The sequence below is a fragment of the Rhizobium sp. BK376 genome, assembly GCF_004341625.1.
Taxonomy (GTDB): domain Bacteria; phylum Pseudomonadota; class Alphaproteobacteria; order Rhizobiales; family Rhizobiaceae; genus Rhizobium.
This window is the reverse complement of record NZ_SLZG01000011.1, coordinates 116,814-131,679: the sequence shown is the minus strand read 5'-3', so window position 1 is coordinate 131,679 and position 14,866 is coordinate 116,814. Positions and strand designations below refer to the sequence as shown.

General features: G+C 60.6%; 10 protein-coding genes and 1 pseudogene. 4 read left to right on the top strand and 7 right to left on the bottom strand.

The genetic code is table 11. The features are described 5' to 3' along the window. Positions 1–20: 20 nt before the first annotated feature. On the top strand, positions 21–1,016 hold the full coding sequence (gene tehA / locus EV561_RS23235) for a dicarboxylate transporter/tellurite-resistance protein TehA (RefSeq protein ID WP_132524882.1): 996 nt from the start codon (positions 21–23) through the stop codon (positions 1,014–1,016). 12 nt (positions 1,017–1,028) lie between these two features. Here tehA and EV561_RS23230 read toward each other — a convergent pair. After that, a pseudogene (locus EV561_RS23230) lies at positions 1,029–2,164 on the bottom strand (citrate synthase). A gap of 84 nt (positions 2,165–2,248) precedes the next feature. Here EV561_RS23230 and EV561_RS23225 point away from each other — a divergent pair. Beyond that, the gene (locus EV561_RS23225) at positions 2,249–3,337 is read left to right on the top strand and encodes a citrate synthase/methylcitrate synthase (protein WP_132524880.1); all 1,089 of its coding nucleotides are present in this window, start codon (positions 2,249–2,251) and stop codon (positions 3,335–3,337) included. 419 nt (positions 3,338–3,756) lie between these two features. Continuing rightward, on the top strand, positions 3,757–5,631 hold the full coding sequence (locus EV561_RS23220) for an adenylate/guanylate cyclase domain-containing protein (RefSeq protein ID WP_165927887.1): 1,875 nt from the start codon (positions 3,757–3,759) through the stop codon (positions 5,629–5,631). A gap of 38 nt (positions 5,632–5,669) precedes the next feature. Here the strand turns inward: EV561_RS23220 and EV561_RS23215 are convergent, their stop codons facing one another. The 6 genes from EV561_RS23215 to EV561_RS23190 form a co-directional block, all read right to left on the bottom strand. Then, a complete protein-coding gene (locus EV561_RS23215; RefSeq protein WP_132524876.1) occupies positions 5,670–7,523 on the bottom strand; it encodes an adenylate/guanylate cyclase domain-containing protein in 1,854 nt (617 codons plus the stop codon). A gap of 6 nt (positions 7,524–7,529) precedes the next feature. Further along, positions 7,530–8,063 (bottom strand): FecR domain-containing protein, encoded by a 534-nt coding sequence (locus tag EV561_RS23210; protein WP_245512854.1) that lies wholly within the window; start codon positions 8,061–8,063, stop codon positions 7,530–7,532. Positions 8,064–8,393: 330 nt separating this feature from the next. Next, the gene (locus EV561_RS23205; RefSeq protein ID WP_165927886.1) at positions 8,394–10,022 is read right to left on the bottom strand and encodes a CTP synthase; all 1,629 of its coding nucleotides are present in this window, start codon (positions 10,020–10,022) and stop codon (positions 8,394–8,396) included. A gap of 144 nt (positions 10,023–10,166) precedes the next feature. Continuing rightward, entirely contained in the window at positions 10,167–10,640 is a 474-nt protein-coding gene (gene secG / locus EV561_RS23200; protein ID WP_132524870.1) for a preprotein translocase subunit SecG, read from the bottom strand. A gap of 116 nt (positions 10,641–10,756) precedes the next feature. Beyond that, complete coding sequence (gene tpiA, locus EV561_RS23195) at positions 10,757–11,527, bottom strand: triose-phosphate isomerase (RefSeq protein WP_132524868.1); 771 nt, start codon at positions 11,525–11,527, stop codon at positions 10,757–10,759. A gap of 111 nt (positions 11,528–11,638) precedes the next feature. Continuing rightward, the gene (locus EV561_RS23190) at positions 11,639–12,529 is read right to left on the bottom strand and encodes an alpha/beta hydrolase (protein WP_132524866.1); all 891 of its coding nucleotides are present in this window, start codon (positions 12,527–12,529) and stop codon (positions 11,639–11,641) included. Between the two features lie 216 nt (positions 12,530–12,745). Here EV561_RS23190 and parE point away from each other — a divergent pair, with 216 nt between their 5' ends. Continuing rightward, on the top strand, positions 12,746–14,812 hold the full coding sequence (parE, locus tag EV561_RS23185; protein ID WP_132524864.1) for a DNA topoisomerase IV subunit B: 2,067 nt from the start codon (positions 12,746–12,748) through the stop codon (positions 14,810–14,812). The last annotated feature ends 54 nt before the right edge of the window (positions 14,813–14,866 follow it).

Genomic DNA, 14,866 nt, shown 5'->3' with positions numbered 1-14,866 from the left:
GCATTCTAGGAGAATTGGTAATGTCCGCTGTGAAGGTGCCGCTCGTCCCGGCCGCGTTCTTTGGTATGGTGTTGGGACTTGCCGGTCTCGGAACTGCATGGCGGCTTGCGCATCAGGTCTGGCATTTGCCGGCTCTCATCGGTGAGATCATCACCTTTGTCGCGATCGCCGTCTGGGCGTTGCTGATCATCCTCTTTGCCCTGAAATGGCTGGTGGCGCGCGAGGAAGCCCTCAAGGAGGTCGTCCATCCCGTTCAATGCTGTTTCATCGGGCTGGTGGGCGTCGCCACCATGCTTGCTGCGGGCGGGCTTCTGCCCTACTCGCACGGAGGCGCCGAAGTCCTGTTCGGTCTCGGCGCCCTCTATACCCTGCTCTTCGCCGTCTGGCGCACGGGGGGCCTCTGGCAGGGTGATCGGCAGGACGCCATGACGACACCCGTTCTCTATCTGCCGGCGGTTGCTGGAAGTTTCGTCACTGCCATCATTGCCGGAGCCATCGGTCACCCCGACTGGGGACAATATGCCTTCGGCGCCGGTATCTTTACCTGGCTGGCGATCGAATCCGTACTGCTGCATCGCTTCTATACCGTAGCACTGCCGCCGCCGATGCGCCCGACGCTCGGCGTCCAGCTTGCGCCGGCTCCGGTCGGCGCGGTCGCCTATCTCAGCGTCACTCAGGGGCCTCCTGACATTATCGTGCACGCGATGGTCGGCTATGCCGTTCTGCAGGCGCTGATCCTGCTCCGACTATATCCTTGGATCAGGCAGGAGCCCTTCGCCCCGTCCTACTGGGCCTTCACCTTCGGCGCGACAGCCCTCGCCTCCGCGCCGCTCCGTCTCATCGATCGCGGCGATACAGGGCTGATCACCGTGCTCGCACCAGTTCTATTCGTCGTGGCCAACATCGTCGTGGGCCTGATTGCGATCGGCACGATTCACCTTTTGGTGACAGGGCGCATGCCCGTCACCTGGGCGGCGCTATCGCAGCGCAATAGAGACGCTGTCGGGCAAGGCTGAGCCGCTATTCCACTACACCTCAAGTGACGGACCCACATAGCGGGCACGGGGCCTTATGAGCCTGCCGCTGGTCACCTGCTCCATGGCATGCGCAAGCCAACCCACGGTACGGGCGAGAGCGAAGATGGTCAGCGGCGCATCTCTCGGCAGGTCGAAGACGTCAGCCAGCGCCGACAGGGCAAAGTCGATATTTCCCCGTTCCCCAACCATCTCCTCCCCTGCGGCCTGAAGTTCCGCGAAGATAGGCGGCAGAGGAATATGCGGTAATAGCGCCTGTGCGCGAACATCCCCGTCCGGATAAAGCGGATGGCCGAAGGCAGGCAGCGACTGTCCTTGCGCCAGGTAGGATTGAACTGCCTCCCTTGCACCCATCGCAGTAGCCGTATCGACCAAACCCGAAACGCCACGCCAAGCCCCGCCATGAAGCGGTCCGGTCAGTGTCGAAAGACCGGATAGCACGACGGCGGAAAGCGTGGCGCCCGCTGATGCCGTAATCCGCGCTGCGAAGGTCGAGGCATTGAGTTCATGATCGGCAAGCAACACCATCGCGCGCCGGATAGGATCGGCCGCCTCGGGACGCTTCCAGTTTTCTGCCAGGCGCTGATCCAGCGTCATATCGTGGGTTCCCGGCGCCAGAGCATCGGCAACGGTCATCAAGACATCCTCTGCTTCCGCCTGCAGGGCAACGGCGGATCGCCCAAGAGACGGGAGATCATTGGGCGCTCGATGTGCCAGCGCACCGAAGGCCGTGGCAAGCTTCGGCTCGGCCATCTGCGAGACCTTTCCATCGAGCCGCAAAGGTCGCTTCATATCCCACAGCAGGCAGGCGATCTCTTCCAGCGTCGAACCCTCTGAGAGCCGGGCAGCGTCGCGACCGCGGTAGAAAAGTCTCCCATCGGTGACAGTCGATAAGGCAGAAGACAGCACCGGATCGCCCCAGCGAATGCTTCCTCCGCCACCGCCTCGCTCTTGCGTCGTCCTGGGTGTCGGGCCGCCAGTTTGTTGACGTCCTCGCCGAAATAGAGGCTCCGTCGCGTGTCCGAAGGATCGGGTTTGGCGCGGATGCGACCGCGGCTGACATTGGCATAAAGCGTCTGGGATTTCGTTCCGAGCAGGATAAGCGCCTGTTCAGCCGTCAGCCAGGTCATGGAACCTCACATTGATCAATTTCATCAAGATTGACGTCAATATCATTTGTGCCGATCTAGAGGGAAAGTCAAAGGAGAATGGCAATGAAAAGTGGACTTGATGACGTGGTCGCAGCCGAAACCCAGCTTTCCGATGTTGATGGTGCAGCGGGACGCCTGATCATTCGCGGCGTATCGCTGGACGATCTGGTGGCGACCAGCCGCTACGAGGGTGTCGCGGCGCTGCTGCTCGGCGGCCTGTTTCAGGAGGATTTTGACGCCCGGCGTCTCGAGATGTTGCTTGGCGCTGCGCGAGTGGCTCTGTTCAGCCATGTGGAAGCGGCAGACCCGACGCTCCTCGCGCTGCCCCCCGTCGATGCCATGCGGGCGCTGATGGCGCGCGTGGCCGATGGAGACGACCTTGCGACGGCCGTAACCCTGATGGCGGCTTCGGCCGTATTCCTGCCGGCGGTTCTGCGCCTCAAGCGCGGCGAACAGGCAATCCAACCTGACGCCGCGCTGTCTCAGGCTGCGGATATTCTGCGCATGATGAACGGAGTCGCCCCGACCCCGGAGCAGACGGCAGGCCTTGATGCCTATCTGGTGACGATCTCCGACCACGGACTGAACGCCTCGACCTTCGCTTCTCGGGTCATCGCCTCCACGCACGCAGGTCTCACCTCTTCTGTGCTCGCTGCGCTCAGCGCCTTGAAGGGCCCCCTGCACGGAGGTGCGCCGGGACCGGTGCTTGACATGCTGGATGCGGTGGGCAGCCCCGACAGGGCGCGCACGTGGCTTGCCCACGAGCTCGATCGCGGTGAGCGCCTCATGGGCTTCGGCCATCGCATCTACCGTGTCCGAGATCCGCGTGCCGATGCTCTCAAAGCAGCCTTGAAACCCATCATCGACGGTGGCCAGGTCGATGCCGAGCGCATTGCTTTGGCCGAAGCGGTCGAGGTCGCGGCACTTGCGCTTCTGAAGGAACGCAAGCCCGATCGGCCGCTGGAAACGAATGTCGAATTCTACACGGCATTGCTGCTCGATGCGCTCGGCTTCCTGCGTGAATCCTTCACCGGGGTCTTTGCGATCGGGCGCACGGTCGGTTGGATCGCCCACGCCCGCGAACAGATACTCGAGGGCCGGCTTATCCGCCCGCAGTCGCGTTACGTCGGTCCCATGCCGAAGGCGGCGTGAGAGACGATTCGAGGCGCCGGAGCGATTCGGCGCCTGCTCTCTGCTCACCGCGTCCTGACCGAGCAGTTGCTGATTCCATCCCCCAAATGCGGTCATAGAGGGCGCGTTCTCGATTTTGTGCGCGCCAATTCACCGGATTCGTCGCTTTTTCCCCGTGGTTTTAGCAACGTTAAAACCACGTATCTGGCCCCGGATTCGAGGTTTTATGACCGAAAGGGGTTAGAGAAATTCGTGCTTATATAGCCCTTGTTCCAAAAAGATTAATCCTAAATGCGATCTCGCGAGCTGTGGCATTCGATGCTATCAGCGCCGCTTGGTTGATTTTCGCAGCCGGTGGTGCACACATGGAAAATGCACGACATTGGGATAACATCGGAATAGATTGTTCCTTTGGGACGCAGGATGGATGTGGAGGGCTCTTGGAACGCCGTCTCACTGCGATTCTCGCTGCTGATATCGTCGGCTACAGCCGATTGATGGGCATGGACGAGGCCGGCACGCTGGCAGCGGTCAGGGCTCATCGTGCCGAATTGGTCGACAAGACGATCGCAAACCATCGCGGACGCATCGTCAAACTGACCGGCGACGGCATGCTCGTGGAATTTCCAAGCGTCGTAAACGCCGTCGCCTGCGCAGCTGAAGTCCAGCGCGGCATGGTCGAGCGCAACAAGGATATCCCGCAGGATAGCCGCATCGAATTGCGCATTGGTGTCAACCTTGGCGACGTGATCGTCGAGGACGGCGATATCTTTGGCGACGGTGTCAATGTGGCCGCACGGCTGGAAAGCATCGCCGAGCCCAATGGCATCGCCATCTCCTCCTCCGTGCACGATCAGATCGGCTCCCGTCTTGATCTCGCGTTCGAAGACCGCGGTGAGCATTTCCTGAAGAATATTGCCCGGGGTGTTCGGGTCTACACGATCTCGTTTGGCGATCCGTCGTCGCATCGCCGGCGCGCGGCTGCCGTCTACCTTGCGGCCCAGGGTGGTGGCAAGCGACTGGTTGCCGTCTTGCCGTTCACGAATATGAGCGATGATCCGGAGCAGGAATATTTCTCCGACGGCATTACCGAAGATATCATCACCGATCTCTCGAAAATATCGGGGCTGCACGTCGTCGCCCGCAACACCGCTTTTACCTACAAGGGCAAGTCCGTGAAGGTGAAGCAGGTGGCGCAGGAACTCGGCGTCCACTACGTGCTGGAAGGCAGCGTGCGCAAGGCGGCGCGTCGCGTTCGCATCACGGGTCAGCTGATCGACGCCCGCAACGGCGCCCACATCTGGGCGGATCGCTATGATCGTGACCTGACGGACATCTTTGCCATTCAGGACGAGATCACCCATGCGATCGTCAATCAGCTCAAGGTCAAGCTGCTGCCGGACGAGAAAAAGGCGATCGAGAGCGAACCCACCGCCAACGTGGAAGCCTACACCTACTATCTCCGAGGGCGGCAGTTCTCGCATAGCTGGACAAGGACCTATCTTCTACTGGCGCGGCGGATGTTCCTGAAAGCGGTTCAGCTGGATCCCGGCTATGCCGGCGCCTATGCCGGTATCGCCGCCTGCGATGCGGCACTCAGGGATTGGAATGCCCAGGAATTCCCGCTCGAATGCATCATGAAGGCGAGCGCCAAGGCGGTGGAACTGAACCCCAATCTCGCCGAGGCACAGGCTTCCTACGGCTTGGCCTTGCATCAGAGCGGCCGAGACGAGGAAGCGCGCATTGCCTTCGAACGCGCTCTGGAAATCGACCCCACTCTTTATGAGGCCAATTTCCATTATGCCCGCGTCTTTTTCATGCAAGGTTGCTTTCAGGAAGCCGTGCATTATTTCGAACGCGCCGCTGCTATCAGGGAAGATGACTACCTCACGCCGGTTCATCTGATGAGCGCCTATCGCTCACTGGGGCTGCAGGTCGAGCAGGAACGCTGGGCAAGGGTCGGTTTCGAGCGCGCGGAGCGTGCCTTGAACCTCAGCCCCGAGAACTCCGGCCCTGCGCATCGTGGCGCCTTGGCATTGGCGCATATGGGAGATGAGGAACGTGCCCGGGAATGGGCGGAACGTGCCTTGGCGATCGATCCGGATGATATCGTCGCCCAATACAACATCGCCTGCGTCTATTCGATGCTGGGCGATCTGGATCGCGCACTCGATCTTCTGGAGACGTTGCTCCCGCACAGCTCGAGCTATCATCTCTACTGGTTCCGCAACGATTCGGACCTTGATCCGCTTCGTAGCCTGCCGCGGTTTCAGCAGTTGCTGGATTCCGTCGGCGAAGAGCCTATCGCGGTGTAAAACCTGTTAGAGGCCGCAAGCGATTGCGCATTGCGGCCCTATATTTTCCATAGCCACACCGCAATCGAACCTGCTCGACCACGAAGCTGGGTTTCCATTGGTCCATCCAGGGTGCCGGTTTGAAAAGGCTCGCTGTCACGACCGGCAACCTTGAGAAGTTCGTCGCTGATCGCAACCTCGTTGCCGAAATGGGCAGCAACCTCCATGAGCCGGCTTGCGACGTTCACAGTGTCGCCTGTCGCTGTGATCTGCTGTCGGCTGCCGCCGCCTAGTCGCGAGGCGACGATGGTACCGAAATGGGCGCCGATCTTGAAACCGATGCGCGACGCTGTCGCTTCCGGAAGCCCTTCAAGCCAGCGCCGCGTACGGTCGGCAAGCCTGACGCAGCAGCGCAAGGCGTTTGTTGCATCCTGCGGTCCCGGTTGCGGCAGGCCGAACAGGATCATGGCACCGTCACCCATGAAGCTGATGATGGCGCCGTTGTTGGCGATGACTTCATCATCGATAAGATTGTAAAAGTCGTTCAGCAATTCCCGCACTGCCGTCGGACCGATCGTTTCGCTCAAGCCGGTGAAGCCGTTGATGTCAATGAAGACGACAGCTGCTTCCTGCCGGACCGGCTGGGTCAGAAAATCGGGATTGCGGGCCAGGAACTCCGTAAGGCCCGGCGCCTGGACGCGCTGCAAAAGCTGGCTCTGCTGCGCGAAATGATGCGCCTGGCGCCTGCCGAGGAGAAGTTGAGCTGCGCCGAAAAGGACCGCCGGCGGCCCCGCCGCCGCCATGGGCAGTGCTGCCGAAAGCCAGATGCCATGTGCGAATGCGGCCAAATTCACCATCGCCCAGAGGAAGATGACGCTCAAGATGGTGGCAATACCGATAGCACTGCGCTGCCAGGCAAGAAGCCCGATCAACAGGACGGACAAGGCGACCGCCAACCCCGCATCGATGAGCCTGACGTTATGATCGCGAACCAGTCCATCGCCAGCCATCAGATGGGTTATCGCGGTCGAGACGACCTCCGCGCCGGGAAAGACAGGGTCGAAGGGCGTCGGAAACACGTCGCCGCCACCCGTAACCGTCGCTCCTATGACCACGATATGGTCCTTGATGACGTTTTCGGGAATCTGTCCGTTCAACGCAGCGGTGGCGCTGACGGTGCGGATCGTGCCTCGCGGGCCGTAAAAGGATAGCGGCAGCATATGGCCGATATCCGTTCCGACTTCGCGATTTCCAAGCAGGATACCATCCGGCTCGATAACGGGATCGGCGCCGCTTGCAAGCGTGGCCACGCGCAGCGGGAAGGAGGGCACTATGCTGGTGCCGCTGCGCAGAAACATCGGCACGAAGCGCGGTGCCCCGCTCTTGTCTGTCTGCACGTTGACGAAACCAACCGCAGCCGCGTCCGTGAAACGCCGTTGCGGCAGGAGTAGTTCGCTGGCCTTCGGAAGGCCAGTCAGCAGGTTCTCGCCGGTATCTGCAATCTGCTGCCGGCTCTCGGGAAAGACGGCCGCGGCCGCAAGGACAGTGTTTCCCTGGCCCAGTGCATCTGTCAGGGCCTTGTCACCCTCCTCCGGTCCCGCGTCGACAAGAAGCATGTCGAGCGCGATCGCCTTGGGCTTCGATTTCTGGATGTCGGTGACGATCTTGGCCAAGGTTGCGCGTGGCAGGGGATAGGCGCCGGCTTGTCGCGCTGTATCGTCGTCGATTGCGACTATGGTGACGATGTCAGGGGGCGTATGTCGCCCAAGCAGCGTCGTCCTGAAATTCGTCAGCGTCGCTTCGACACCATCGACGACTGGTATGTCGCCCCTGAGATGCAGCACGCCAAGGCTGGCGCCCCATGAGGCCGCGAGGAGGGCCGCGACCAAGGTCAGTAGTGGAGGCTTTCGCATTGTGCGTTATTGACCCAGCCTTGCCATCAGCGCATTGACGCGCGCCGTGGGCCAGCGCTTGACGGTCAACGGCGTGCTAGTGCCTGACTGGACATCCACCCCCTGCCCGACGCCAAGCACGACGCCGTTTCTTTGGTCCGAGCGGCGCACGGAAACACGTCCGCGCAGCACGAGCACAGCCGTCTTGTCGCTCTGAACGTCGACCGCCCAACGAGTTCCTCGCACCGCCGCGATCGCCTGGGGCGTCACCACCTGAAAGCCGCCCTTGACGCGGGCGCTATCGACGTCGAGCACGATGGCCTTGCCATCGAGCGAAGCCGCGTCGATCTGGCCGTCGCCATTGCGGTCCAGAAACTGGAAGCGTGCGCCGCTTTCCGCCGTGATGCTTATTCCGCGGCCGCAATGCAACGTCAGCCGTGTCGTCGCGTTGACCGGTTGAAGCGAACAACTGGCTGCAGATTGCGCCAGCGCGTCCTGGGCTCCGAATGCACATAAAGCCACGGCGAACGCGATCCGAACCAGTCCGATTTTCCCGTCCATGGTCATTCCCTCTGATCGGTGTGCCGCTTCGCGTGGGGCTGTCACGGCCGTTCGAGACCGGATGATGCGTCACGCGCCGCGGATCTGCAAGCCGTTGTAGCCTTTTAGCCTTTTGGAGCAAGGCGGATTCCCGCGTCGCACCGAAGCTGACACCGAGAAGTGATCCTATGCGCTCCCGGCACCGTCAACCTATGAGGTCCCCTCGGCGAGACTGTCATCGACAGCGTCAGAGCGCGCTCGAGAATTGAAAAGATTAGGTGCCACCGGAAATAGCAAAACCCGGCTTTCGCCGGGTTTTGTGTCTCATACATCTAAATGTCCGGGAAAGGCCTAGACCAAACGGCTCTGTTCCAATGCCGCTTCGATGAAGCTTGCAAACAACGGATGCGGATCAAGCGGGCGAGATTTCAGTTCCGGATGGTACTGAACGCCGATGAACCAGGGATGATCCGGATATTCGATCGTCTCGGGCAAGATGCCGTCAGGCGACATGCCGGAGAAGATCAGGCCACAATTCTCCAGTCGGTCCTTGTAGTCGATATTGACTTCGTAGCGGTGGCGATGGCGCTCGGAGATATCGGTCGAACCGTAGATCTGCGCGATCTTCGTATCTTTCTTGAGGGCGGCCCTGTAAGCGCCAAGGCGCATCGTCCCGCCGAGGTCGCCCGACGCAGTGCGCTTCTGCAACTCGTTGCCCTTCAGCCACTCGGTCATCAGACCGACGACGGGCTCCTTGGTCGGGCCGAATTCCGTCGAGGATGCCGCTTCCACGCCGCCGAGATTGCGCGCCGCTTCGATCACAGCCATCTGCATGCCGAAGCATATGCCGAAATACGGCACCTGCCGTTCGCGGGCGAAGCGGGCCGCATGGATCTTGCCTTCCGAGCCGCGCTCGCCGAAGCCGCCCGGAACGAGAATGCCATGGACCTTCTCGAGATAGGGCGCCGGATCTTCCTTCTCGAACACTTCCGATTCGATCCACTCGAGCTTGACCTTGACCCGGTTGGCGATGCCGCCGTGATGGAGTGCCTCGATCAGAGACTTGTAGGCATCCTTGAGGCCGGTGTACTTGCCGACGATCGCGATCGTCACCTCGCCTTCCGGCGTACGGATGCGGTTGCAGACCTCTTCCCACTGCTCCAGACGCGGCTTCGGTGCCGGCTCGATGCCAAATGCGGCCAAAACTTCGTTGTCAAGGCCTTCCTTGTGGTAGGCCATGGGCACGTCGTAAATGTTGGCAACATCGAGCGCCTGGATGACGGCAGACGGCCGCACGTTGCAGAAGAGCGAGAGCTTGCGCCGCTCTGCCTCCGGAATTTCGCGGTCGGCGCGAACCAGCAAGATATCGGGATGAATACCCAGCGCCTGCAGTTCCTTGACGGAGTGCTGCGTCGGCTTGGTCTTCAATTCGCCGGCCGCCGGAATATAGGGCATCAGCGTCAGGTGGACGTAGATTGCGGTGCCGCGCGGCAGGTCGTTACCGAGCTGGCGGATCGCTTCCATGAAGGGCATGGCTTCGATGTCGCCGACCGTGCCGCCGATTTCGCAGATGACGAAATCGTAGTCATCATTGCCCTCGGTGACGAAATCCTTGATCTCGTTGGTCACATGCGGAATGACCTGAACGGTGGCGCCGAGATAGTCGCCGCGCCGTTCCTTGTCGATGATATTCTTGTAGATGCGACCGGTGGTGATGTTGTCGGTCTTTGTCGCCGAACGGCCGGTGAAGCGTTCGTAGTGACCGAGATCGAGGTCGGTTTCCGCTCCGTCGTCGGTGACGAAGACCTCGCCGTGCTGGGTCGGGCTCATGGTGCCCGGATCCACGTTCAGATAGGGGTCGAGTTTGCGAAGCCGGACCCGATAACCACGGGCCTGCAACAACGCTCCGAGAGCCGCGGCCGCAATTCCTTTTCCAAGAGAAGAAACCACGCCGCCAGTGATGAATACATATCGCGCCATGGGAGTCACCGGATACCTTTTAACAAATGATTCCGCCAGCCCAAAAATTCCTTTCCGGATTTTTTGGAAGCTAAGCGGAACGTCGACAAAAGAAAACCGGCAGATCCTGAGACCTGCCGGAAGATGATTTCTTGAACTCTCGGCTTACTGACCTGTCGGTACGCCGGAGTTGCCTTGCGCCGGTGCGGTCGCAGCCGGTGCCTGGCCTGCCGGAGCGGGCTGTCCCGCCGCCGGAGCCTGAGGTGCGGCATCGCCGCTATTCGGAACGCCATTGCCGGCCGGAGCGGGAGCCTGGCCGTTTGCCGGCTGAGCGCCCTTGTTGCCACCAAGCGAATCGAGAATGCCGTTGCCCTGGCCGCTCGTTGCCGGAATCCGGTCGAGAATATCGGTCGGACGGCCTTCGAAGCGAGAGAGCACGTTCATGCCGAGCGCCAGAACGAAAAACAGCGCTGCAAGAATTGCGGTCGTTCTCGTCAGGACGTTTGCCGTTCCGCGAGCCGACATGAAGCCGGATCCGCCGCCGATACCGAGCCCGCCGCCTTCCGAGCGCTGGATCAGCACGACGCCGATCAAGGCGATGACAACCATGAGATAGATGACAAGCAGTACGGTTTGCATAGATCCAGTCCTGCCCACTTACGCGGGCATAATGAAGAAAAGCTGGCGGCTCTTTACATGAGACTTTCATCTATTCCAAGTCTTTTTGACTGGGGAGTAGATGAGAGTTCAGGCGATCAGGCCGGAAGTTGCTCGTATGCACCGTAAATGGCGAGGAAGTCCGCCGCTTTCAAGCTCGCACCGCCGACAAGAAGCCCATTGACCTCCGGAATGCGGATCAGGTCGCGCGCATTGGTCGGATTGGCCGAGCCGCCGTACAATATCCGCATTTTTTGCCCTTCCGCTCCGAAGAGCTCCACTAGCCTGGCTCGCATGAATGCGTGCGCTGCCTCGATGTCGGCAGCCGTAGGCGTGTGGCCGCTACCAATGGCCCAAACGGGCTCGTAGGCAATGACGGTCCTGCCGGCCCTCGCTCCCTCTGGAACCGAAGCGCATATCTCTTTGTTCAACACATCCAGCGTACGGCCGTCTGCGCGCTCCTCCGCCGTTTCGCCGACGCAGATGATCGCCGTCAGGTCGGCTTCATGGGCAGCCGCGGCCTTTGCGCGAACGAGCTGGTCGGTTTCTCCGTGATGCGTCCGGCGTTCGGAATGGCCGACGATGACATAGGTGCCGAAGCAGTCGGCAATCATATCGGCGGAAATGTCACCGGTATGCGGGCCACAGCGATCCTGGTGGCAGTCCTGGGCCCCAATCGCCAGTGGACTGTCGTCGGCGAGTGCCGTCGAGACGTAGAGCAACGTCGACGGCGGGCAAAGCAGCGCCTCGATCTTTTCGGAAAGCGGTCCCTTTACTCCTTCCGCGATCGCCTTGATCTGGGTCAGGCACTCCCGAGTGCCGTTCATTTTCCAGTTCCCCGCAACGAGCGGACGCATTTTTGTTGTCATTCTTCGCTTCACTCCCCTGGCTCTTAGTCGGACTAACAAAACCGCCGTGAAAATGAAAGTTGCCTAAGGAATTCAAATCGTTTGAAAATTTACGATCTACGAAAATAGTCTCTAGCGGCTAGTTGCGAGGATCCAGTTTAGCATCTTTCGCCAGTCCGTCATGCGTATTGGTGTGCCGTGATTGCCGGTCTGGTAGAGCGTGAACCGGGTTGGGTAGCCACCCTTGTAGAGCTGCTCGAACAGCGCCTCCTGGGCAGCTGGCGGATAGACCGGATCTCGGCTCCCCTGTGCAAACCAGAGCGGCAGTTTGGACTTGTAGAAGACGCTCTTGGTGAAATCCGGATCGGTGACGCCGCTGAGGATCGCCATGCCCTTCAGCCGTTTCACGCTTTCGCCGTCGCGGGTAATCCCCCAGCAGATGAAGCTGCCCATGGAGCCGCAGGTCAGGATGACGGGCTTTCCGCCTGATTGCTCATAGGAATATCGGATCAGCGCCGCAATATCGGCGACACCATCGCTGTCGAAGGTCTTCACGCTTGGCGCATAGTAGGTACCGCCATTGTCGACTGCCAGGTTCTTCAGCCGGTTGAAGTTGCCGCCGAAGGTGTAATCGTTCGAGCCGAGCCTCCGGTCGCCACCCCGCCCGTGAATGAAAATCACGGTGAAGGCCTGTTTCGCGTCGAGCCCCGTTCGGGATACATCGACCTTACGATCGCCCAATGTCAGCGTCTGATCCTGTTGCTTCCAGCGCACGCCAAGCGAAACGTAGGGACCCTTGACCCGCCGCTCGGGGATTTCATCGCGGCCGTTGATATCGCGCATTTCCTGATAGTCGATCGTCTCGAAAGCGCCGTTGTCGTGGCTCTCGATGACAGTCTGTTTCGAAAAGAGCTCGTCTTTGAAGGGTTTCAGCGCGCCGTCAGTCGCGCCGGCGCTGCCGGCGAACGGCAGAATGGCCACAATTGCAGCGATAATGACGAAATGAATTGTGGACATTTGCATGTGAACGCTTCCCTTGCTGCGTCCGAGGCTTGCTATCGAACGCCCGGCAACGCACATCTTCTTCAAATTTATTCCGCCAAACCGGCGGCGTCGCGCTTTCGGGCGATTTCTGGCAAAATTTGTCTGATTCGCAAACGTGACATCAAATGCGGTGATTTTGGGGTTCGGCGCGATCCCGCGCGACCGCCGGCCCTCTAGGAAGATCTGAACGACCCCATGGAAGAAAGCAACGACCTCTTTGCCGGATTGCCGGTTTCTCCGAAACAGGAAACGGCAGAAAAAGCCCCAGCGCCAGTCGAAAAGGCTGCCGCCGCCCCTGCCCCGCGTCCGGCACCTCCGGCTCAGTCCTCTTCCGACACCTACGACGCCTCTGCCATCCGCGTGCTTGAGGGTCTGGAACCCGTGCGCATGCGTCCCGGCATGTATATCGGTGGTACGGACGAGAAGGCGCTGCATCATCTCTTCGCTGAAGTCATCGACAACTCGATGGACGAGGCTGTTGCCGGACATGCCAACTTTATCGAAGTCTATCTCGATCGTCAGGGTTATCTGACCGTTACCGATAACGGCCGTGGCATCCCAGTCGAGAACCACCCGCAGGTCCCCGGCAAGTCCACGCTTGAAGTCATCATGACCAAGCTCCATGCGGGCGGTAAGTTCGACGGCAAGGCTTACGAGACCTCGGGCGGTCTGCACGGCGTCGGTGTGTCTGTCGTCAACGCGCTGTCGGACGATCTGGAAGTCGAGGTTGCCCGCAATCGCAAGCTCTATCGCCAGCGCTTTTCGCGTGGCCTGCCGCAGGGCGGGCTGGAAGAGCTCGGCGACGTCCATAATCGCCGTGGCACGCGCGTTCGTTTCCATCCGGATCCGCAGATCTTTGGCGATCATGCCAGATTCGATCCTGCCCGCGTCTTCCGCATGGCGCGCTCGAAGGCCTATCTTTTCGGCGGTGTCGAAATCCGCTGGAGCTGCGAAGAGGGAATTCTGCCCGAAAATTCCGACATACCGGACAAGGCAGTCTTCCACTTCCCCGGTGGCTTGAAGGACTATCTTCAAGCGACGATGGGAAAGGAATTCACGGTCACCCGCGAGATCTTCGCCGGCAAAACGGAAAAGACCAGCGGTCATGGTTCGCTCGAGTGGGCCGTGACCTGGTATGGCGGCGATCCGCAAATCCATTCCTATTGCAACACGATTCCGACGCCTGAAGGCGGCACGCATGAGGCGGGCCTCCGCCTCGCCCTGCTGCGCGGCCTGAAGAATTATGCCGAACTGACGCAGAACAAGCGCGCGAAGGAGATCACCAGCGATGACGTGATGATCTCGGCCGCCGGCATGCTCTCCGTCTTCATCCGCGAGCCGGAATTCGTCGGCCAGACCAAGGACAAGCTTGCGACCGTCGAGGCTCAGCGCATTGTTGAAAACGCGCTCCGCGACCCCTTCGACCACTATCTGACCGACAATCCGGCCGAAGCCGAAAAGCTTCTCGACTGGGTGATCGAGCGCGCCGAGGAGCGCCTGCGTCGCCGCAAGGAGAAGGAAGTCAACCGCAAGACGGCGGTGCGCAAGCTGCGCCTGCCCGGCAAGCTCGCCGACTGCGCGCAGAATACGGCGGCAGGCGCCGAACTCTTCATCGTCGAAGGTGACTCGGCAGGTGGTTCGGCGAAGCAGGCGCGGAATCGCGCCAACCAGGCGATCCTTCCCCTGCGCGGAAAGATCTTGAACGTCGCCAGCGCCGGCCGCGAAAAGCTGTCTGCCAACCAGCAGATCTCGGACCTGATCCAGGCGCTCGGCAGCGGTACGCGGTCTAAATACCGCGACGAGGATCTCCGCTACGAACGCATCATCATCATGACTGATGCCGACGTCGACGGCGCTCACATCGCTTCGCTGCTGATTACCTTCTTCTATCAGGAAATGCCGGAGCTGATCCGCGGCGGCCATCTCTTCCTGGCCGTGCCGCCGCTCTACAAGATCACGCAGGGCGCAAAATCCGCCTATGCCCGCGACGATGGCCATCGCCAGGAGCTGATGGACACCGAGTTCAAGGGCAAAGGCAAGATCGAAATCAGTCGCTTCAAAGGCCTCGGCGAAATGCTGCCGGCGCAGCTCAAGGAAACGACCATGGATCCCTCGAAGCGCACGCTTCTCAAGGTGGCGATCGACGAGGTCGATTTCGAAGGCACGCGCGACGCGGTCGATAATCTCATGGGCACCAAGGCCGATGCCCGCTTCCGCTTCATTCAGGAGCGGGCGGCATTTGCGGAAAATCTCGATATCTGAGTTCGAGGCCTACGGGAGCGGATCAATCCGCCATTCGCTGCCCAGCCAAGATTT